Source organism: Curtobacterium sp. C1 (assembly GCF_021049325.1).
GTDB classification, from domain to species: domain Bacteria; phylum Actinomycetota; class Actinomycetes; order Actinomycetales; family Microbacteriaceae; genus Curtobacterium; species Curtobacterium citreum.
On sequence record NZ_CP088076.1, the window covers coordinates 2,636,021 to 2,657,171 of the forward strand.

Annotated in this window: 17 protein-coding genes and 1 tRNA gene; 9 read left to right on the top strand and 9 right to left on the bottom strand. The window is 73.1% G+C overall.

Annotated features, from left to right (window positions below):
* The first annotated feature begins 31 nt into the window (after positions 1 to 31).
* The 6 genes from LQK89_RS12625 to LQK89_RS12650 all read left to right on the top strand — a co-directional run bounded on the left by LQK89_RS12625 (position 32) and on the right by LQK89_RS12650 (position 6,015).
* Entirely contained in the window at positions 32 to 805 is a 774-nt protein-coding gene (locus LQK89_RS12625; protein ID WP_231049289.1) for an ABC transporter ATP-binding protein, read from the top strand.
* Positions 805 to 1,674 (top strand): ABC transporter permease, encoded by an 870-nt coding sequence (locus LQK89_RS12630; protein WP_231049290.1) that lies wholly within the window; start codon positions 805 to 807, stop codon positions 1,672 to 1,674. The genes LQK89_RS12625 and LQK89_RS12630 overlap by 1 nt, the downstream gene beginning before the upstream one ends.
* 111 nt (positions 1,675 to 1,785) lie before the next feature.
* Positions 1,786 to 2,973 (top strand): ABC transporter substrate-binding protein, encoded by a 1,188-nt coding sequence (locus LQK89_RS12635; protein WP_231049291.1) that lies wholly within the window; start codon positions 1,786 to 1,788, stop codon positions 2,971 to 2,973.
* A 119-nt stretch (positions 2,974 to 3,092) separates the two neighbouring features.
* The gene (locus tag LQK89_RS12640) at positions 3,093 to 4,478 is read left to right on the top strand and encodes an FAD-binding oxidoreductase (RefSeq protein WP_231049292.1); all 1,386 of its coding nucleotides are present in this window, start codon (positions 3,093 to 3,095) and stop codon (positions 4,476 to 4,478) included.
* Positions 4,475 to 5,380: a creatininase family protein gene (locus tag LQK89_RS12645; protein WP_231049293.1), complete on the top strand. Its 906-nt coding sequence runs from the start codon at positions 4,475 to 4,477 to the stop codon at positions 5,378 to 5,380. The genes LQK89_RS12640 and LQK89_RS12645 overlap by 4 nt, the downstream gene beginning before the upstream one ends.
* Positions 5,377 to 6,015: a pyridoxine/pyridoxamine 5'-phosphate oxidase gene (locus LQK89_RS12650; protein ID WP_231049294.1), complete on the top strand. Its 639-nt coding sequence runs from the start codon at positions 5,377 to 5,379 to the stop codon at positions 6,013 to 6,015. The genes LQK89_RS12645 and LQK89_RS12650 overlap by 4 nt, the downstream gene beginning before the upstream one ends.
* A 139-nt stretch (positions 6,016 to 6,154) precedes the next feature.
* Here the strand turns inward: LQK89_RS12650 and LQK89_RS12655 are convergent, their stop codons facing one another.
* The 9 genes from LQK89_RS12655 to LQK89_RS12695 all read right to left on the bottom strand — a co-directional run bounded on the left by LQK89_RS12655 (position 6,155) and on the right by LQK89_RS12695 (position 16,992).
* Positions 6,155 to 7,780 (bottom strand): PucR family transcriptional regulator, encoded by a 1,626-nt coding sequence (locus LQK89_RS12655; protein WP_231049295.1) that lies wholly within the window; start codon positions 7,778 to 7,780, stop codon positions 6,155 to 6,157.
* The gene (locus LQK89_RS12660; RefSeq protein ID WP_231049296.1) at positions 7,777 to 8,853 is read right to left on the bottom strand and encodes a DUF917 domain-containing protein; all 1,077 of its coding nucleotides are present in this window, start codon (positions 8,851 to 8,853) and stop codon (positions 7,777 to 7,779) included. Before LQK89_RS12660 ends, LQK89_RS12655 begins: the two co-directional genes overlap by 4 nt.
* A 28-nt stretch (positions 8,854 to 8,881) precedes the next feature.
* Positions 8,882 to 9,997, bottom strand: coding sequence for a DUF917 domain-containing protein (locus tag LQK89_RS12665; RefSeq protein ID WP_231049297.1), 1,116 nt, complete (start codon positions 9,995 to 9,997; stop codon positions 8,882 to 8,884).
* A complete protein-coding gene (locus tag LQK89_RS12670; RefSeq protein WP_231049298.1) occupies positions 9,994 to 11,121 on the bottom strand; it encodes a DUF917 domain-containing protein in 1,128 nt (375 codons plus the stop codon). Before LQK89_RS12670 ends, LQK89_RS12665 begins: the two co-directional genes overlap by 4 nt.
* Complete coding sequence (locus LQK89_RS12675) at positions 11,118 to 12,674, bottom strand: hydantoinase/oxoprolinase family protein (protein WP_231049299.1); 1,557 nt, start codon at positions 12,672 to 12,674, stop codon at positions 11,118 to 11,120. Before LQK89_RS12675 ends, LQK89_RS12670 begins: the two co-directional genes overlap by 4 nt.
* A gap of 127 nt (positions 12,675 to 12,801) precedes the next feature.
* The gene (locus LQK89_RS12680) at positions 12,802 to 14,175 is read right to left on the bottom strand and encodes a purine-cytosine permease family protein (RefSeq protein WP_231049300.1); all 1,374 of its coding nucleotides are present in this window, start codon (positions 14,173 to 14,175) and stop codon (positions 12,802 to 12,804) included.
* Between the two features lie 327 nt (positions 14,176 to 14,502).
* A tRNA-Arg gene (locus LQK89_RS12685) sits at positions 14,503 to 14,578 on the bottom strand.
* A gap of 111 nt (positions 14,579 to 14,689) precedes the next feature.
* Positions 14,690 to 15,475 carry a dienelactone hydrolase family protein gene (locus LQK89_RS12690; RefSeq protein ID WP_141862509.1) on the bottom strand — a complete coding sequence of 262 codons (786 nt, stop codon included), beginning with the start codon at positions 15,473 to 15,475 and terminating at the stop codon, positions 14,690 to 14,692.
* A 92-nt stretch (positions 15,476 to 15,567) separates the two neighbouring features.
* Positions 15,568 to 16,992 carry a glucose-6-phosphate dehydrogenase gene (locus LQK89_RS12695; protein ID WP_175325716.1) on the bottom strand — a complete coding sequence of 475 codons (1,425 nt, stop codon included), beginning with the start codon at positions 16,990 to 16,992 and terminating at the stop codon, positions 15,568 to 15,570.
* A gap of 81 nt (positions 16,993 to 17,073) precedes the next feature.
* On the opposite strand from LQK89_RS12695, the gene LQK89_RS12700 reads away from it, so the two are divergent.
* From LQK89_RS12700 to LQK89_RS12710, 3 genes are all read left to right on the top strand, one after another.
* Positions 17,074 to 18,243, top strand: coding sequence for a Gfo/Idh/MocA family protein (locus LQK89_RS12700; protein WP_144804631.1), 1,170 nt, complete (start codon positions 17,074 to 17,076; stop codon positions 18,241 to 18,243).
* Between the two features lie 8 nt (positions 18,244 to 18,251).
* Positions 18,252 to 19,166, top strand: a complete 915-nt coding sequence (locus LQK89_RS12705; RefSeq protein ID WP_231049301.1) for a sugar phosphate isomerase/epimerase family protein — start codon at positions 18,252 to 18,254, stop codon at positions 19,164 to 19,166.
* 138 nt (positions 19,167 to 19,304) lie between these two features.
* Complete coding sequence (locus tag LQK89_RS12710) at positions 19,305 to 21,119, top strand: thiamine pyrophosphate-requiring protein (protein ID WP_231049302.1); 1,815 nt, start codon at positions 19,305 to 19,307, stop codon at positions 21,117 to 21,119.
* Positions 21,120 to 21,151 lie beyond the last annotated feature (32 nt).

Below are 21,151 nucleotides of genomic sequence, written 5' to 3' on the forward strand. Positions count from 1 at the left end.
ACCCGATCCGCACACCCACCGAGGACCCGAGGTGACCGTGACCACCACCGCCCCACCGCCCGTCACCGCGACGGACACCCTGCTCGACTTCCGCGACGTCGAGATGACCTTCCCGAACGGGACCGTCGCCCTGCAGGGCGTCGACCTGACCGTCGACCGCGGACAGTTCGTGTCCGTCGTCGGCCCCTCCGGCTGCGGCAAGTCGACCCTGCTCCGCATCGCCTCCGGGCTCGAGTCCGCGTCGCACGGCACCGCCGGAGTCGCGACCGACCGGATCGGCTACGTGTTCCAGGACGCCACCCTGCTTCCATGGCGCTCGGTGCAGGGCAACGTCGAGCTGCTCGCCGAGCTCGGCCACGTCCCGAAGGCCGAGCGGGCCGCCGGGGCCGCGCGCGCCATCGACCTCGTCGGGCTGACCGGCTTCGAGACGAACCTGCCGAAGCAGCTCTCCGGCGGCATGCGGATGCGCGTCTCGCTCGCCCGGTCGCTGACGCTCGACCCGGAGCTGTTCCTGTTCGACGAGCCGTTCGGCGCCCTCGACGAGATCACCCGCGAGCGCCTCAACGACGAACTCCTGCGCCTGTTCGTCGAGCAGCGCTTCGCCGGCCTGTTCATCACGCACTCGGTGTCCGAGGCCGTGTACCTGTCCACCGAGGTCATCGTGATGTCCGGCCGTCCGGGCAGCATCGTCGGCCGGTTCGACGTGCCGTTCCCGATGCCCCGCGACCCCGACATCCGCTTCACCCCCGAGTTCGCCGAACTGGTCGGCGAGGTCTCGCACGCACTCCGGGAAGGACACCGCTGATGGTCACCCTGCAGGAGGTCTCCGAGGCCCGGGCCGTCCGGACCGCCGCGCGCCGCACCGCCGGCCGTCCCCGTCGTGCCGTCACGTGGTGGCCGCCGCTCGTCGTCCTCGCCGTGCTCGTCGGCATCTGGTACGCGGCGGCGGCGTACTACGACCACGTCCGCGGGCTCGCGTTCCTGGTGCCGTACCCGCACCTCGTGCTCAAGGCGATCGTCGCGCCGACGATGCCGGACGGGTCGCCCTCCACCTTCGGCACCGACCTGTGGTCCGCCCTCGGCCGCACCACCGTGGTGTCGCTCGTCGGACTCGCCTTCGCGATCGTGATCGGCGTCGCCTGGGCGATGGCGATGTCGCAGGCGAAGTGGCTCGAGCGCTCGCTCTACCCGTACGCCGTCGTGCTGCAGTGCGTGCCGATCCTGGCGCTCGTGCCGCTCATCGGCGCCCTGTTCGGCTACGAGTTCGCCAGCCGGGTCATCGTCACCGTGATGATCGCCCTGTTCCCGATGGTGTCGAACACCCTGTTCGGCCTGCAGTCCGCGGACCGGGCGCAGCGCGAACTGTTCCGGCTGCAGCGGGCGAGCCGGTTCGCCCGGCTCGTGAAGCTGCAGTTCCCCGCCGCCCTGCCGTCGATCTTCGTCGGCCTGCGCACCTCGGCCGGCCTGAGCGTCATCGGCGCGATCGTCGGCGACCAGTTCTTCCAGCGCGGCAACCCCGGCCTCGGCGTCCTCATCCAGGTCACCGCCTCGCGCCTGATGGGTCCGGAGCTCTACGCGACGATCATCATCGCCTCGCTCTACGGCGTCGCCGTCTTCCTCGTGTTCGGACTCGTCGGCCGCCTGGCCGTCGGGCGCTGGCACGACTTCAGCTGACCGGCCCGCCGGTCCCGCTCCACCCCCACAGCACACCCGTCCCCCACCACCCCTCCCCGCACCACCCCTTCCCGACAGCACCACGAGACCCGCACCACGAACGGAGCCTCCATGCGCACCATCACCCGACTCGGCGTCGCGACCGCCGCCCTCGCCGCGACCGCGCTCGCCCTCACCGGATGTGCCGCCGGCTCGTCCTCCGGATCGAGCACGACCGCCGCGACCGCGCAGTCCGCCTCCGGCCCGAAGGTCGACCTGTCCGGGGTCTGCCCCGCGACCGTCGTCGTCCAGACCGACTGGAACCCCGAGGGCGAGCACGGCCACCTGTACCAGATGCTCGGGCCGGACCCGCAGATCGACGCCTCGGGCAAGACCGTCACCGGCGACCTGTACGCGAACGGCAAGAGCACGGGCGTCAAGCTCGAGATCCGCGCCGGCGGCCCCGCGATCGGCTACTCGAAGGTCTCGTCGCAGATGTACCAGGACAAGTCGATCACCCTCGGTTACGTCTCCACCGACGAGGCCGTGCAGTTCTCCGGCAACCTGCCGACCACGTCCGTCTTCGCCGAGAACGACACGTCCCCGATGGCGATCATGTGGGACCCGAAGACCTACCCGAAGGTCGACAGCATCGCGAGCCTCGGCAAGGCCCTGGCGAAGGACGGCGGTGTCGTCCGCTACTTCAACGGCGCCGCGTACATGACCTACCTCGAGCAGTCCGGCACCCTGCCGAAGAGCGTCCTCGACGGCAGCTACGACGGCACCCCGTCGAAGTTCGTGTCGGCCGGCGGCAAGGACGCGCAGCAGGGCTTCGCGACCGCCGAGCCGTACATCTACCAGAACCAGGTCGCGGCCTGGGGCAAGAAGGTCGACTACGCGCTCATCTCGAGCACCGGGTGGAACCCCTACCCCGAGGCGATGTCCGTGCGCAGCGGCGACCTGACGAAGCTCACCCCGTGCCTGCAGAAGCTCGTCCCCGTGATGCAGCAGGCCGACGTCGACTACCTGAAGGCACCCCAGGCGACGAACGACCTGATCACGAAGCTCGTGCAGCAGTACAACAACGGCTGGACGTACGACTCGAAGGTCGGTGCGTTCGCCGCCGCGCAGATGGTGAAGCTCGGCATCGCGAAGGACACCGACGGGTACATCGGTTCCGTCGACGACCAGCGCATGCAGGACTTCATCGAGAAGGCGAAGCCCGTCTTCGCCGGCTCCGGCGACGTGAAGAGCGACCTCAAGGCCTCGGACCTGTACACGAACGAGTTCCTCGACAAGCAGATCGGGCTCGGCAAGTGACCCGGGTCGGCTGAGCCGACCGCACTGAGCCGACCCACCACCGGACGGGAGGCGCGGGGCACGCCCGCCCCGCGCCTCCCGTCCGCCGTTCCCGCACCACCCACCCCACAGGAGTGAGCATGACCACCGTCACCCCCGCCGCCACCACCGTCACCCCCGCCGCCCTGGCGGCGCTCCGCAGCGACCTCGTCACGCTCCTCGGCGAGCGCGGCGTGAGCGCCGACGAGCGCACCCGCGCCCGCGCCTCCGTCGACGAGGCGACCATGAGCCCCATCCTCAGCGCGCAGCTGCCCCTCGGCCTCGCCGACCTCGTCGCCTACCCCGCGTCGGCCGACGACGTCGCGGCCACCCTGCGCGCCGCCGTCCGGCACGGCGTCCCCGTCACCACGCGGGGGAAGGGCACCGGCAACTACGGCCAGGGCATCCCGCTGCACGGCGGACTCGTGCTCGACACCTCGCGGGCGCGCGCCGTCGTCGAGGTCGGCGAGGGCTGGCTCACGGCCGAGGCCGGCGCCTCGATGGTCGCGCTCGAGCAGGCCGCCGCCGCCACCGGCCAGCAGCTCTGGATGTACCCGTCCACCGCGCAGTCCACGATCGGCGGGTTCCTGTCCGGCGGGTCCGGGGGCACCGGATCCATCGCGCACGGGTCGAACTGGCAGGGCTTCGTCACGGCGCTCGACGTGGCGCTGCCCGGCGCCGACGGACTGCTGCACGTCGAGGGCGACGAGGCGCAGCCGTTCGTGCACACCTACGGCACCGCGGGGATCATCGCCCGCGCCACCGTCCGGCTCGAACCGCTGCAGGAGTGGCGCGCCGTGTACGCGTCGTTCCCGACGTTCGAGGAGGCCCTCGTCGCCGTGCGGACGCTCCGCGGACTCGACCCCGTGCCCCGGCTCGTCAGCGCCGATCGCGCCGAGGTCGCCGCGACGCTGCCCTCGGACGCCGCGATCCCGGACGACCGGGCCAGTCTGCGGGCGATCGTCGACGACGCCGTGCTCGACGAGGCACGGGCGCTGATCGAGCAGGCCGGCGGGAGCGTGCTGGACGTCCGCGAGGGCCTGCAGCAGACCACCAAGGTGTCGATGCTGTCCTACAACCACCCGATCTGGTGGCTCAAGCGGAACACCCCGGACACCGAGTGGTTCCACGTCGAGGTCGGCGGCGAGGCCCTGATCGACCGGATCGCCGAGGTCGAGGCCGTGTACCCGGGCGGGATGCTGCACATCGAGGCGGCGCACGTCGGCCCGATCGGGATGCTCACCGCGCCGTACACCGGGGCCGAGGACGTCTACGCCGGGTACCCGCTGCTCCGCGACCTGGGGGTCCGGGTGCACAGTCCGCACCAGTACTACGTCGACCACGGCGTCGAGGAGCTCGTGGCGCTCAAGCAGCGCACCGACCCCGAGGGGCTGCTCAACCCGGGGCACGTGATCGACCCGTCGCTCGTGGTCAGCGGTGGCTCGACGGCGTCGGCGCAGCCGGTCGTCCCGGGGTTCGGCAAGTGACCGCCGGCTCGCGGCTGCTCGCCGAGCTGTCCGGCCCGGCGGTGGCCGCGGGGCTCGGTCACGACTCGATCGTCGTGCAGCCGACCGGTGCCGTCGAGCACCACGGCCCGCACCTGCCGCTCGTCACCGACTTCCTGCTCGCCGACCGGATCGGGGGCGCCGCCGTCGAACGGGCCGCCGCCGAGGGCCTGGACGTCTGGCAGCTCCCCACCATCGCGTTCACGAAGTCCGACGAGCACAGCTGGGCGCCGGGGACCGTGTGGCTCGACGAGTCGACGATGTTCGACACCGCGGTCCAGGTCGGACGGGCGGTCGCGCTGATGGGCGCCGGCTCGCTCGTGTTCGCGAACGGACACGGCGGGAACGTCGCGCTCCTGCAGGTCGCGCTGCGGGAGATCCGGAAGCGCTACGGGCTGAAGACGTTCCTCATGCCGACGCTCGCGCGGGTCCCCGGCCCCTCGGGCGAGGACGCCGACGAGCGCGGCCTCGGGATCCACGGCGGTGCGGCCGAGACGTCGATGATCCTGCACCTGCGGCCGGACCTGGTCGACATGTCGCTCGCCGAGCGGTGGGTGCCCGACCACCTGGCCGAGTTCGAGCGGATCCGGTTCAACGGCGGGCCGGTGTCGTTCGGCTGGCTGTCGAACGACTTCGGGACGCCCGGGGTCGTCGGCGACGCGAGCCGGGCCACGGCGGCGTACGGGCAGGCGCTGTGGGACGTGTCGCTCGACGAGGCGGTGGCGTCGCTGCACGAGATCGCGCGCTTCGACCCGGCCGTGGCGCGGCCGGCGGCGGGCGCCGGCGCCGTCGCGGGTGGTGCCGGCGCGGGTGGTGCCGCCGGGGTCGGTGGTGCCGCCGGGGTCGGTGGTGCCGCCGTTCCCGCTGTGGTGGCGGTGTCGTGACCGTGCTGCCGGGGCAGGCGGCGGCCGCGACCGGCGAGGCCGCTGCCCCGGCCGACCCGGCCGCCCTGGTCGACCCGCTCGTCCTGGCGGCGGCCTGGCTGCCGTCGGCCGAGAACGGTCCGGGTCCGACGATGACGCTGTCGACGGTCGGGCTCGACGGCTACCCCGACGCCCGGACCGTGCTGCTGTCGCGGTTCGACGGGGAGCGCCTGCACTTCCACACCGACGCGAGGAGCCGGAAGGCCGCCGAGCTCGCGGCGCTCCCTCGTGCGGCGGTGACCCTCGTCTGGCCGGAGGCAGCTCGGCAGCTCGTCGTCGTCGGCGACGTCGCACCCGTGACGGACGCCGAGGCCCGAGCCGCCTACACCGCCCGCACGCGGTACCTGCAGGTGCTCGCGTGGGTGAACGACCGCGAGGCCGCGGAGCGTGACCCCGAGCACCGGCGACGGGTCTGGGCGGACTTCACGGCATCGCGCGGTGGTGCTGCGCTCGACCCGCCGTCGACGTGGGCCGGGTACGCGCTGACCCCGCGGCGGATGGTGTTCTGGCGCGGTGCCGTCGACGCCGCGAGCCACCGGACGGCCTACGAGCGGGGCCCGGACGGCTCGTGGTCGCAGGCGTCCTGGCCGGGCTGACCGGCGTGCTGTGCCCGCACTCGGCGGTGTCGAACCACGTCCCCGACGTCGAACCAGCGGCACGATGCGGTTCGACGTCGGGAACGTGGTTCGACCCGCGCACGCGACGCCGGGCGCCGCGCGCCGAGGGCGCCGCGCGCTACGCCCCGCCGAGCGCCCGCGTCGCCAGGTGCAGCGCGAGCCGGGTCTCCGGGTCGCCGAGGTCGACGCCGAGCAACCGCTGCACCCGGTCGATCCGGTCCGCCACGGTGTTCCGGTGCACCCCGAGCACGGCCGCGGTCTCGGCGACGGACGACTCCGCGTCGAGGTACGCCGCCAGGGTCGAGCGGAGCGCTCCCCCGCCGCGCTCGAGCGGGGCGAGGAGCTGCTCGGCCGCCGGCAGGAACGTGTCGGTCTGCGTCCACGCGAGCAGCAACTGCGCCAGCCCCAGGCGGTCGACGTGCACGAACCACCCCGACTCGGGCCGGGCGGCGGCCAGGCGGACGGCGTCGCCGGCCTCGCCGAGGGTCCGGACGAGTCCGGCGGGACCGGCGTGCACGCTCCCGACGCCGGCGTTCGTGTCGACGGCCGACCGCAGCGCGTTCTGGGCGGACCGGACGGAGGCGGCGAGGGCGGCCACGGCGGCCCGGTCCGGCTCGTGCGGCACGGAGCACCAGAGCGCCCAGCCGTCGGTCTGCTCGACCACGACGACGTCCAGGCCCTCGCCGTCGAAGGCCATCTCGACCTCGCGGCGCAGGGCGACGGCGTCGACGGGTCCGCGGGCGACCAGCCGGATGCCGACGTGCCACGCGTCGAGCTGCCACCCCGCGGCGATGGTGCGCTGTACGAGCGGCGGCGCGGGTGCCCCGTCGGCCGTGCGGAGGTCGTCGAGCATCGCCATCCGGTAGCGGGCGTCGCGTTCGTCGTCGAGCCGGGTGAGCACGAGGCGGTGCCCGGCCGCGACCGCCGCGACCCGCAGCGCCGCGGCGAGCGTGGCCCGCTCGGCGCGGAGCGGCGCGGTCAGCCCGACGGCCAGCCAGGCGCGCGGCCCGATGCCGGTCGGCACCGGCACGGCGACGACCGTCTCGGCAGCGCCGCCCGACGAGCCAGCACCACCGGACGACGCAGCGCCGCCCGACGACGCAGCGTCGCCCGACGAGCCAGCACCGCCGGACGAGGCGCCGTCGCCGGGGTCCGTCGCCCACACCGGCTCGCTCGTGCCGACCGTCCGGGCGAGCAGCGCGGCCGTCGACGGCGCGACCCCTGCCCCGCGGAGTGGTCGACCGGAGGCGTCGAGGAACCGCACCGGGTGCCCGAGGTCCGCCTCGAGCCGGGTGAACAGGTCCTCGAGCTCGGGGCCGGCGTCGAGCCCGGCGCGCGCGGCGACGACCGCGGCCCGTGCGGCCGGGGCATCGCCGGTGCCGATCAGCTCGTGCACCCGCACTGACGTCGTCCACGGGTCGGGCGTCGCGAGCACCCCGACCCCGAGCCGGTCGGCGAGCGCCGCGGTCCCCGGCCCGGGCAGCGGGGTGTCCTCGGCCACGACGACGACGAGGACCGCGACCCGGGCGGACGCGGCACGACGGAGCAGCACGTCGAACCGGGCGTCGAAGCGGGCCACGGGGGTGAGCAGCACGACCGCGTCGTCCTGCGGGGTGAGCGTCCGGCCGACCTGCTCCGGCGTGCCGACGACCCCGCGGACCGCTGCGACGGTGCCGGTCACCGGTCCCACGAGCACCTCGGTGCCGGTCGGCAGCAGCGGCAGGAACTCCGCGACGGGGATCACGCGGCGACCTCCGGCACGGGGTCGGCGTCGATGCCGAACGCCCGCGGCGACACCCGTTCCGTCCGGCGCGGGTCCGCCCACCACCACGGGGCCCCCGGGAGCACGAGCACGGCGAGCTCGTCGCCGACGCGGGCGCGGTCGGTCGCCACGGGCCGCAGGGACCGTGCGTCGACGACGACGATGCAGCTCGGGGTGGCCGCGACCGGCTCACCGTCGACCAGGCAGTGCACCCACTCGCTCCCGGCCTCGACCCGGACGACGGCCCCCGACCCGAGGTCCTGCAGTGCCATCGACCCGTGCACGAAGGCCACGGCGTCGCCCCCGCGCTGCACGTCGAGCACCCGACCGTGGGCGACCAGCCGACCACCGACCGCGGCCGCGAGCGCGCCGACGTCGCGCGCCCCGGCAGCGGCCCGTCCGGCACGGAGCGCGCGGCTGACACTGCCCACGACGGCGCGGTCCGCGAGCGTCGCGGCGTCGACGGGGCCGATCGCGAACGCCGCCCACCCGCCGCTGTGCGACACCGCCTCGCGCCACACCGTCTCGAGGTCGCTCGGGTCGGGGGCGTCGACGACGATGCGGAGCCCGCTCGACGTGACGGCGGCCGCGGTGACCGGGACCGGGTCGACGAACAGGGACAGCTGGTCGATCCGTGGCGTCACCCGACCGACCAGGTCGGCGTCGACGAGCGGCAGCCCGGCCGCCACGGCCGTCAGCGCGGCCGCGGGTCCGGTGACCCCGCCGATCTGCGCCGCGACGACGGCGTCCGCCCGCCGACCGGTCCAGCGCTCGACGGCCGCGAGCGCGTCCGGCAGCTCACGACCGCTCGGGGTCTTCTCCTCGAGCACGGTCGTGGACCCGATCAGCCCGACCGCCACCACCGACCCGAGGGCGCCGTCCAGCGGCACGACGGGCACCGCGGCCGCGCCGAGCGCGGTCCGCAGCGCGTGCAGCATGTGGTCGACCTGACCGCCGCCACCGCACCCCAGGAGCGCGGTACCGCGTCCGAGGTCGTCGACGTCGAGGGCCTGGAGGCTCGTCACGGCTCCGTCACGCTGCTCGCCCTGGTGCACACCGTCGATCCTCGCGCATCGGCGCGGCTCAGCGCGCCCCCACCGGCACCCGTTCGTGCAGGTCCTCGACGGGCACGAAGGCGTCGTCGAGCCCGAAGCACGAGGGTCCGAAGACGGCGAGTGCCTCCGGGGTGCGCATGAGGTCGGGGGTCGAGACCCCGACCACCCGGACGCGCTGCCCGTACCGGAGCCGCTCGGTCGTGATCGGCTCGGCGGTCTCCGCGTCGAGGACGCAGATCAGGTCCGGCACGACGGCGACGAGTCGGCCGTCGCGTCGCGCCACGAGGTTCTCGTTCTGGAAGGCGATCTCGAGCTCGGACCCGTCGGCGCCCTGCACGGTCGCGCGGCCCTTCGCGAACCCGTCCACCGTGCGGCGCTCGACGTCGACGACCTTGCCGTCGAACAGCTCGCGCAGGTGCGTGTAGATCGTCTGCGAGAACGCCTCGGCGAGGCCCTCGACGGGGTCGCGGTGCTCCTCGCGGGCGACCCGCACGGCACGACCGACGGCGAGCGCGAGGGACAGCGTGCGCGGCACGGCGGTCTCGCGGACCTGGCGTCCGGTCATGGCGTACTCGGCGATGTACGCGACGCCGCCGAGCCGGATCGTGACGCCGCGGGCGAGCCACTCCATCTGGCGGTTGTCGTGCCCGGTGTCGATGACGACGCCGTGACCGTTCTCGTCGCTGATCGCGAGCGGCGACCCGGGGACGCCGTACACCGAGAACGTCTCCATCTGCAGCTCCGGGAACGCGCGGCCCATGCCGTCCGCGTCGACCACCGGCAGTCCCCCGGTGGCCCCCACGAGGAGCGGGATCATCGAGTTGATGCCGCCGCACTCGATGGGCATGGTCGCGGTCGCGGTGCGGCCGAGGTGCTGCTCGAGCCGCCGGAGGGCACCGAGCGGCTCCGGGCCCGCCGGGAGTCGTTCGAGCACGACGGTCGGGGCACCCATCTGCGCCGTCGGGATGACGAGGGCGTCGTCGGGGACCTCGTCGGGGTCGAGGATCGTGACGGGGCCGTGCTCCGTGATCGCCGAGCGGACGAGCAGCATCCCCACCGTCGGGTCGCCGCCGCCGCCGGTGCCCAGGATCGCCGCGCCCCGGGCCAGGTCGGGCAGGTCGTCGACGTCGATCGTCCAGCTCATGCGTGCTCTCCCTCGCTGACGGTGCCGTCGTGGCGGACCGCCGGGGTGTCGTAGCCGAAGTACCTCGGGCCGGCGAGCGCGAGGCCCGCCGGGGTGTGCCAGCGCGGGTCGGCCGGCGCGGTGACGATCCGGACGCGCGCGCCGAACCGCAGGCCCTCGGTGGTGATCGGTTCGCCGGTGTCGGCGTCCAGGGTGACGATGAGGTCCGGTGCTGTGGTGCGCACCGACCCGGCCACCTCGACCAGCAGGTGCTCGTTCTGGAACCGGAGCAGTGCCTCCCGGCCGGTGTCGCTGCCCGACCCGGTCAGGTGGGCGGTCCCGCGGGCGAACCCCGTGACGGTCTTCCGCTCGACGTCCGTGACCTTGCCGGTGAAGACGACCCGACCACCCAGGACCGACGCGACCGCGTCGACGGGGTCCTCGTTCGCGGCGCGCGCGTCGACCAGGGCCTCCCCGAGCCGGACGCACAGCGACAGGCTGCCGCGGACGTACGAGTCGCGGACCTGTGCACCGCTCATGGCGTAGTTCGCGGTGATCGCGGAGCAGCCCATCTCGACGGTCGCGGTGCGGGCGAGCCGCTCCGCCCATCGGTTGTCGACGGTGTCGAACACGACCGAGTTGCCCTTCTCGTCCGCGAGCGCCATCGGCGTCGCACGGACCCCGGCGAGCGTCGGCAGGACCATCTGGACCTCGGGGAAGGCGCGGCCCATGGCGTCGCCGTCGACGAGCGGCAGGCCGAGCTCGGCCGCCGCGACGATCGGACTCGTCGAGTTGACCCCGCCGACCTCGATGCACGCGATGTGCGTCGGCGTGACCCCGAGGTGCGCGGCCAGGCTGCGGACCGCCTCGGCGAACTGCCCGGCGCACGGGGTCTTCTCGACCATCACGGTCGGTGCGCCGATCATCGCGACGTTGAGCACGACGGCGTCGTCGGGCAGGTCCTCGACCTGCACCACCGGCACCGGGCCGTGCGCACGGACGGCGGCCTCGGCGAGCAGCCGGCCGATGTACGGGTCGCCGCCGCCGCCGGTGCCGAGGATCGCGGCGCCCCGGGCGAGCGCGGAGCAGTCACCGTCGATCGTGGTGAGCGGCCGGGTGCCCGCGAGCGTCTCGATCGTGCTCATCGGACGAGGGCCCCGAGTGCGAGGTCCCCGACGGCCTTCGCGCGGATGCGGGTGGCGTTGCCGGGCAGGTACGGGATCGGGACCTCGTCGAAGTCGACGATCGCGACGCTCGACGGGTCCGCTCCGGCCGCGACGGCGCGGTCGACGGCCTCCTGCCGGGCCTCGTCGACGACCGCGGACCGCTTGCCGTCGCTGATCGCGTAGACCTTGTCGACCTCGCCGGACACCTGCGCGATGGCGGCGCCGATCGCGTTCGCGACCGAGTAGTGCTCCGGCCGGTGTACCGTCCCGAGCCCGGGCAGGGTGTCCGGCAGCAGCACCGATCCCCCGCCGACCGCGACCACGGGCAGCGGCGCGGACGAGGTGCGCATGCGCTCGACGACGTCGGCGACGCGTTCGGCGATCACCGCGAGGGCCCGCTCGGCGACCTCGGCGCTCACTCCGGCGACCCGTGCGGCGTCGCCCACCGTGCCCCGGCCGCCGCGGACCGCGACGTCGGTGGCGGTGAGGGTGTCCCCGCCGAAGACGAGTGCCTCGTCGACCAGTCGGTACCCGACCGAGTCCGGTCCGACGACCGCGCCGTCCTCGCGGATGCGGGAGCCGCCGCCGATGCCGATCGACAGCACGTCGGGCATCCGGAAGTTGGTGCGGATCCCGGCGACGGCGACCTCGCCGGTGGCCTCGCGCGGGAACCCGCCGGTCAGGACGCCGACGTCGCTCGTGGTCCCGCCGACGTCGACGACCGCGCACGTGTCGAAGCCGGACAGCACCGCGGCGCCGCGCATGGAGTTCGTCGGGCCGGAGGCGAACGTCGCGACCGGGTAGCGCCGGGCGTACTCGACGTCCATCAGGGTGCCGTCGTTCTGGCTGAGGAAGAGCGGCGCCTCGATGCCGCTCGACGCCACCGAGCCGGACAGCCCGTCGACGATGGTGTCGGCGAGCTCCCGGAGCGCGGCGTTGATGATCGTGGCGTTCTCCCGCTCGAGCAGGCCGATGCGGCCGATCTCGCTCGACAGCGAGAACGCGACGTCCGGCCCGAGCTCGGCGGCCAGGATCTCCTGCGCGCGCTGCTCGAACTCGTCGTTGATCGGCGAGAACACCGACGAGATCGCGACCGAACGGATGCCGGCGGCGGCGATCGCGGCGGCGTGCCGCTTGAGCTCCTCGGGGTCGAGCGGCGAGATCACCCGGCCGTCGAACTCGTGCCCGCCGTGCGCGAGGAACGCCCGGCCCTGCACGGCGCCGACGAGCCGCTCCGGCCAGTCGGTGTACGGCGGCAGCGAGGCGGTGGCCGGGAGCCCGAGCCGGACGGCTGCTGTCGGGGCGAGCCCGCGGGCCTCGATGAGCGCGTTGATGAAGTGCGTCGTGCCGATCATCACGCCGTCGACGTCGGCGGACCCGAAGTCTCGCTGCTCGCGGAGCCCGGCGAGCGCCGCGACGATGCCGGAGGTCACGTCCTGGCTCGTCGATCGCTTCACGGCCGCGGCGACCGTGCTGCCGTCCATCAGGACGGCGTCCGTGTTCGTGCCGCCGACGTCGATGCCGATGCGCATGGGGGTCCTCTCGGGGTGGTGCGGATGGTGGAGCGGGTGGCGTCGGCCGTGCCGCGGCCGGATCAGGAGGCCGCGGCACGGTCGACGTCGGCGACGGTCGACGTGGGGGGAACGCCGACCGTCGGTCTCAGGGCGCCGGGGCGGGCGCGGGCGTGGCCGGGGCCGCCGCCGCGACGGTGGGCGCCTGCTCGGTGCGGCTGACACCGACGCCGCGGACCCAGCCCGCCTTGCCGGCGACCACGTACAGGACGAAGGCGATCACGACCGAGTTGATCGACGGGATGCCCACGGTGACGAAGTAGCCGACGACCGAGGCGATCACCCAGATGACGAGCGTGGCGGGGACCCACGTCGGGCTCGTCGCCGGCAGCGACTCGCTGTCGCTGAGCTCACGACGCCAGCGCTTCACGACGAAGTACTCGGCGACCATGATGCCGGCGATCGGCGGGAAGACGACGCCCAGGACGATGAGGAACGGGGTGAACGCGCCGAGGAAGCCGACCGCGGCGAGCACGGAGCCGACGACACCGAGCACGAGGGTGACGACACCACGGTTGACCTGCTTGCCGAAGACGACGTCGATGAAGTTCGTGACGCCGAGGCTCGAGCTGTAGATGTTCCAGTCGTTGATCTTGAACGTGCCGAGCAGGATCACGAGGATGCCGACCCAGCCGACGCTCGACGTGATCACGCGGGTGATGTCGGACGAGCCGACCGCGTGGGCGAGCAGGACCCCCGCGAGCCCGATGACGTACTCGCCGAGGGTGACGCCGAGCGCGGTCTGCTTGACGACGTCGCCGACCGACCGGTTGAAGCGGGTCATGTCCGGGGTGATCACGGCGCCGACGATGAAGCCGCCCGCGACCAGCGTGGTGCCGGCGACGAAGCTCAGTTCGGGGCCGGCGGGGGCCTTGGCGGCGAGCTCGGCGATCGAGTGCTTGCTCAGCTCGACGACCACCGCCCACCCGACCAGGATGAGGAACAGCGGCACGGTGACGTTCGCGAGCCACTGCATCGAGTGGAACCCGCGGAGCACGATCGCCGTGACGAGCAGCCCGAAGACGAGCGACCACGCCCACGCCGGCAGCACGGGCAGGATCGCGACGAGCCCGGCGGCGGAGACACCGGACTGGATGCCGAACCAGCCGATCAGGCTCAGGCCGATCGCCAGGCCGACGAGGGCGGACCCGGCCTTGCCGAACCCGGTCCAGCGCGCGATGACCGAGGTGTTCAGTCCCTCGCGCATGCCGATGATGCCGACGAAGACCGACACGATCTCGAGGATCACGGCGCCGAGGGTGATCGCCCAGAACGCCTGCCAGAACCCCATCCCGAAGCCGAGCGTGGCGCCGAGGAGGAACTGGGACAGGGCGGAGATCTGGCCGAACCGCTGGACGGCCACCTGGAACCAGCCGTAGCGGGCGGTGGTGGGGACGCGGGACAGGGAGTAGTCGTCGACGACGACGGACGGGGCTGGTGGTGCTGACGCTGCACTGGCCATCGGGATGCTCCTGGGGAAGGGGTGCCGGTCGGGCGACCGGGTTGGGGCAACCGTAGTGACGGGGCAGGAGCGGCAGAACGTGCAGGTCGTCGTTACGGGCACGTGAATCCGTGCACACTGCACACCCCGCTGCGGAGCCGTCTCGGTGCGCGTGCGGCATCAGTGGAGCAGAAGGCGTCGGGTGGGCTCCCGGCGGGCGACATCGTCTGCTCCATCGAGGGCGTGCGCCCCCCCCGGCCCGACCCGACTCGACCCGACCCGCCCGACGCAGCGACGACGCCCGGGAACGACGAAGGCCCCGCCGCAGTGCGACGGGGCCTTCTCGTGTGGTGCGCTCGAAGGGACTCGAACCCCCAACCTTCTGATCCGTAGTCAGATGCTCTATCCATTGAGCTACGAGCGCATCCGGCTTTCCAGCCGAACCGGCCTTGCGGCCGTGGAAGACTCTACAACAGGTGCGGCGCGGAACGCGAATCGAGCCGCGCCGACCCGAGCTCTCGGCGTGTCGCAGGACTCACACGATGGTCGGCTCCTCGTCGAACACCTCGGCGAGGAACACCTGCAGCGCCTGCCACGACCGACGGTCCGCCCGCTCCTGGTACTGCGCGCCGTGGTCGGGGGCGTCGGTCCCCGGCACCGCGAACGCGTGCATCGCACCCGCGTACGTCACGACCTGCCAGTCGACCTCCGGGGCGCCCCGCATCTCGTCCTGCCACGCGGTGACCGCACTGTCCGGGACGACCGGGTCCGAGCCGCCGGTGAGCACGAGCAGCTTCGCCCGGATCGCGGCGGCGTCCGACGGGTCGTGCGCGATGAGTCCACCGTGGAAGGAGACGGCCCCGACCAGGTCAGCCCCGGTGCGGGCGAGTTCGAGCGCGCCGGACCCGCCGAAGCAGTAGCCCATCACGACGATGCGCGAGTGGTCGACGTCGGGGTCCTCGCGGAGCCGGTCGAGCCCCGCGGTCAGCCGGGCGCGGAAGAGCGGCAGGTCCTGGTAGAACGAGCCGGCGACCTCGGAGGCGGTGTCGTCGCCCGGGCGCACGCCCTCGCCGTAGACGTCGGCTCCGAACGCGACGTAGCCCAGGCGGGCGAGCATCGCGACGCGGGCCTCGACGTGCTCGTTCACCCCGTGCCAGTCGTGCACGACGAGGACGGCGGGGCGCGGGCCGGACTCGGCGTGGTCCTTCGCCAGGACGCCGAGGAGCGCGGTCCCCTCGTGGTCGTAGCGGACGGGCTCGACGCGGACGTCGGAGCCGGCGGGAGCGGGGACGGTGGACAGGACGTCGTCGGTGGTCTTCACGATCCGCGACGCTACGCCGCGCGACCAGGAGACGGACGGGAGGATCGTGGCGGGGCCCGCCACGATCCTCCCGTCCGTCCGCGCGCACCGCGTCAGCAGTCGATGTTGTCCCAGGAGTCGGGGCCGACGGATCCCGCCGCGTACTCGTCGAGCGGGGTGTCTCCCGCGCGCCAGGCCTGCAGGAACGGCTCGACGACCCTCCATCCCTGCACCGCGCTGTCGCCGCGCACCGACAGCGTGGCGTCGCCCTCGAGCACCCCGGCGAGGACCTCGCCGTAGGCGCTCAGCCGCCCAGGGTTGAACGTGGTCGTCAACGAGGTGTGGTCGATCGTGTACGGGTCGCCGGGGCCGTTCACGTTGAGCTCGAGCTGCATCTCGTCCGGCGCGATCCAGATCCGCAGCTTGTCTGGACGTTCGGCGCCGGTGAGCCCGTTCGGCACGTGCGGCGAGTCCTTGAACGTGATGACGATCTCGCGGCGCTGCTGTTCGAGCGCCTTGCCCGAGCGGAGCGTGAAGGGCACGCCGGCCCACCGCCAGTTCGCGACCTCGAGGGTGAGCTGCGCGAGCGTCTCGGTGCCGAGCGACGGGTCCACGCCGTCCTCGTCGACGTAGGACGGCAGCGACCGGTCCCCGATCGTGCCGGCCGTGTAGCGGGCCCGCCTGCCCGCGGCCACCACGTCCCCGCCCCACGGCCGGACGGCGCGCAGGACGAGCTCCTTCTGGGTGCGCAGGTCGTCCGCGTCGATCGACGCCGGGGCCTCCATCGCGACGACCGCCATCACCTGCAGCAGGTGGCTCTGGATCATGTCGACCAGGGCGCCCGCCTTGTCGTAGTAGCGCGCGCGACCCTCGAGCCCGAGGGTCTCGTCGTAGACGATGTCGACGCGGGCGACGTGCTGCGACGACAGCAGCGGCTCGACGATGCGGTTCGCGAAGCGCAGGCCGAGCAGGTTGAGCACGGTCGAGCGGCCGAGGAAGTGGTCGACGCGGTGGATCCGCTCCTCGGGCAGGAAGGAGTGCAGCAGGTCGTTGAGGTGCTCGGCGCTCGCGGCGTCGGTGCCGAAGGGCTTCTCGAGCGCCAGGCGCGTGCCCGACGGCAGGTCGAGGTCCTTCAGGACCGCGCAGCTCTTCTCGGTGACCGCCGGCGGCAGCGCGAAGTAGACCGCCGGGTCGTGGTCGCACGCGGCGAGGAGTGCCCGGAGGTCGTCGGCGTCGGTGACGTCGGCCTTGCGGTACGTCGAGGCGGCAACGACGTCGAGCAGCCGCTTGCTGAGCCGTTCCCCGCCGTCGTGGGCACCCTCGTCCTCCTCGTTCTTCGACGCCTGGGCGTTCTCGAACGAGGTCTTCACCTGCGCCTTCCAGTCGGCGTCGGAGAGGTCCTCGACGCCGGCGCCGACGAGCTGCACGTCCCAGTCCTCCTTCACCTCCAGCAGGGTCGCGAGGCCGGGCAGCAGCAGTCGCTTGGACAGGTCGCCGCTGGCTCCGAGGATGAGCAGGCTGGTCTGGAGGCTCGACATGCCCCAGACGGTACTCACGCGTTCCGGCGCGTGGCCGGGCTGCGTCGGTACGGTGGTCCCAGTCCGGCGCGAGGGAGCACCATGAGCAGTGGGTACGGAGGGCGACGCATCCGCGTCGCCGTGGTCGGGACCGGCATGATCGCCGGCGTCCACGCGCGGGCGGCGCGTGCCGCCGGGGCCGAGGTGGTCGGAGTGCTCGGCCGGACGCCGTCCCGCTCCGAGCAGGTCGCCGCGCAGCTCGACGTCCCTCGCGGGTACGCCTCGCTCGACGACGTGATCGCGGACGCGCCCGACGTCGTGCACGTCTGCACGCCGAACGACCAGCACCACCCTCAGGCCCTCGCGGTCATCCGCGCCGGGATCAACGTCGTGTGCGAGAAGCCACTCGCGATCAGTGCCGCGCAGGCCGCCGAGCTGGTCGACGCCGCGGACCGTGCGGGCGTCGTCGCCACCGTGCCGTTCGTGTACCGGTACCACCCCGTGGTCCGGGAGATCCGCGGTCGGATCGCGGCCGGCGAGCTCGGGCGGATGCTGGCCGTGCACGGGCACTACCTGCAGGACTGGATGCTCGACGAGGACGCCTCGTCGTGGCGGGTCGACGCAGGGGCCGGCGGGGTGTCGCGGGCCTTCGCCGACATCGGTTCGCACTGGTGCGACCTGGTCGAGTTCGTCACGGGTGAGCCGTTCGCGTCCGTCTCCGCCGCGACCGACATCGTCTACCCGACCCGACCGGCGGCCTCGGGTCCGTCGTTCTCCGGCTCCCCCGACCCCGACCCGGTCGCGGACGCCGGGCAGCGCGCCGAGGTGACCACCGAGGACACCGCGGTCGCGACCTTCCGCACCGCCTCCGGCCGCATCGGGAACGTCGTCATCTCGCAGGTCGCCGCCGGACGCAAGAACCGGCTGTGGTTCGAGGTCGACGGCACCCTCGGCTCGGCGGCGTTCGACCAGGAGCAGCCCGAGTCGGCGTGGTTCGGCAACGAGCGGGGCGCCCAGATCGTCGTCCGCGACCCGTCGCTCGGCTTCCCGGACCAACGGAGGCTGGCCGTCGTGCCGGCCGGCCACCCGCAGGGGTACCTCGACGCGTTCGGGGCCTTCGTCGCCGACACCTACGCGGCGGTCCGCAGCGAGGGCGACCGGTCGGCGTGGCCCGACGGGCTGCCGACGTTCGCGGACGGCGCCCGTGCGGCGTCGATCATCGAGGCGGTCATCGGCAGCGCGGCCGACGGATCGTGGCGGGGGATCCGGTGAAGCTCGGGATGCTCACGGCATGCCTGCCCGGGTGGTCGCTCGAGCGGATCGCGGCGTTCGCGGCCGAGCAGGGCTACGAGCGGCTCGAGGTCGCGGTGTGGCCGGACACCGGGTCGCGCGACTTCGAGGCGGCGCACCTGCCCGTCGCCACGTTCACCGAGTCCGACGCCGCCGCGACGCGGGAGGTGCTCGACCGGTACGGGCTCGAGATCTCCGCGCTGGCGTACTACGAGAACAACCTGCACCACGACACCGACCACCGGGCCGCGGTCAAGGAGCACCTGTTCCACGCGGTCGACGCCGCTGCGATGCTCGGCGTGCCGTCCGTCGGCACGTTCGTCGGTCGGGACAACACGCTGTCCGTCCGCGAGAACATGGCGCTCGGCGACCGCGTGCTCCCCGAGCTCGTCGAGTACGCCGGCGAGCGGGGCGTCCGGCTGATCGTCGAGAACTGCGTGATGGAGGGCTGGCACCCCGACGGGTACCCGGGCAACCTCGCGTACTCCCCCGAGCTCTGGCACTGGGTCACCGAACTCGGCTTCGGCCTGAACTGGGACCCGTCGCACCTGACCTGGATCGGCATCGACCCGGTCGGGACGATCCTGCCGTTCGCCGAGCACATCGTGCACGCGCAGGCGAAGGACGTCGAGCTGTTCCCCCGGAAGCGGGACCAGTACGGCTTCTTCGGGAAGGTCGACAAGGGCGACGACCCGTGGGACATGGGCTGGTGGCGCTTCCGCGTCCCGGGCCGCGGGGTCGTGGACTGGCCGCACGTGGTCGACCGACTGTACGAGGCGGGGTTCACCGGCACGCTGAGCGTCGAGCACGAGGACCCGCTGTGGGGCGGCACCGACGACAAGGTGCTCGAGGGCCTCCGGATCGCGCACCGCACCCTGCGCCCCCTGATCGCACGGGAGTCCTGAGCGCGTCCGCGTCGTTCGCAAGACGCAACGTCGGCGGTTTCTCGCAGCGACATCTCGCTGCGAGGAATCGCCCACGTTGCGTTTCGCGAGTGCCAGAGTCCTGAGCGCGTACAGGAAGCGGCGAGCACGGTGGAGCGCATGGGCCAGACCGTGAGCGACTTCGTCATCGACCGCATCAAGGCGTGGGGGGTCTCCCGCGTGTTCGGGTACCCCGGGGACGGCATCGGCGCGTTCGACGGTGCGCTCGGCAAGGCCGACGGCAGCGAGCGGACGCTCGAGTACGTCCGCCCGACGCACGAGGAGATCGCGGCCCTCATGGCGACCGCGCACGCGAAGTTCACCGGCGAGGTCGGCGTCTGCGTCGCGACGTCGAGCCCCGGGGCGTTCCACCTGCTCAACGGCCTGTACGACGCGCAGATGGACAACCAACCCGTCGTCGCGATCGTCGGCCAGCAGGGCCTGGCGTCGATCGGGTCGTTCACCCAGCAGGAGTCGAACCTCGAGCGCGTGTTCGCCGACGTCGCCTGCTACGTCGAGACCGTCGCGACGCCGGACGCGGTCGGGGTCGTCGTCGACACCGCCTTCCGCACCGCGATGCTCCGCAAGCAGCCCGCCGTGGTGGTCCTCCCCCACGACGTCCAGGCCATGGCGTACGAGGCCCCCGCCGCCGAGCACTGGGTGTCCCGGTCGAGCGACGTCGCGCCGTCGATCCGGATCACCCCGCCGCAGGACGAGATCGCCCGGTTCGCCGAGATCCTCAACGCCGGTGAACGGGTCACGTTCCTCGTCGGTGCCGGTGCCCGCGGTGCGACCGACCTGGTGCTCGCCGCCGCCGAGAAGACCGGCGCCGGGATCATCACGGCCCTCCGAGGCAAGGACGTCGTCCCCTCCGACGTGCCGTACCACACGCAGCAGGTCGGCCTGCTGGGGTCACGCCCGAGCCTCACGCAGATCAAGGAGTGCGACACCATCGTGCTCCTCGGCTCGAACTACCCGTACGGCGAGTACCTGCCGGCGAGCGGCCAGGCCCGCGGCGTGCAGGTGGACATCAAGCCGGAGCAGATGGGGCTGCGCTACCCGACCGAGCTCAACCTGTGGGGCGACGTCGGCGCGACGCTCGAGGCGGTGCTCCCGCTCCTGCACGACAAGCAGGACACCGCGTGGCAGGACAAGCTCGCCGGTGAGATGCGCGAGTGGGAGGCGGAGATGGACCGCCAGGCCGAGGTGCACTACGACGACGGTGTCAACCCGCGCCGGGTCATCCGCGCCGTCAACGAACGCCTGCCCGAGCGTGTCACCGTCACCTGCGACGCCGGGACCACCGCGGACTGGTACGGCCACCACATCCGTCTGCGACGCGGCATGCACGGCGACATGTCCGGACGCCTCGCGACGATGCTCGCGGCGATGCCGTACGCCGTGGCCGCGAAGTTCGCCTTCCCGGACGCCCCGGCGGTCTGCACGATCGGCGACGGTGCGTTCCAGATGCTCGGCATGAACGAGCTCATCACCGTCAAGAAGTACATGGCGCAGTGGCCGGACCAGCAGCTCGTCATCGTCGTGATGCACAACGACGACCTCGGCCAGGTCTCGTGGGAGATGCGCACCGAGGACGGCAACCCGATGTGGTCCGGCTCGCAGGACGTCGAGACCATGGACTACGCCGGGTACGCGCAGCTGCTCGGCTTCACGGGCATCGCGGTGCACCGGGACGACGAGGTCGAGGCGGCGGTGGATCGGGCCTTCGCGAACCCCGGCGTCACGCTCATCGACGCCTACGTCAGCCGCAACGTGCCGCCCCTGCCGCCGCACATCACCGCGGAGTACGCGATCAACACCGCGAAGAGCCTGCTCAAGGGCGACCCGGCCGAGCTCGGGGTGGTCAAGGACTCGGCGAAGGCCATGGCGGCCGAGGCCGTCGAGCGGGTGAAGGGGGCGTTCGGCCGGGACTGACCGCCGGACGGGGACGCCCGTCACGTGTTGCC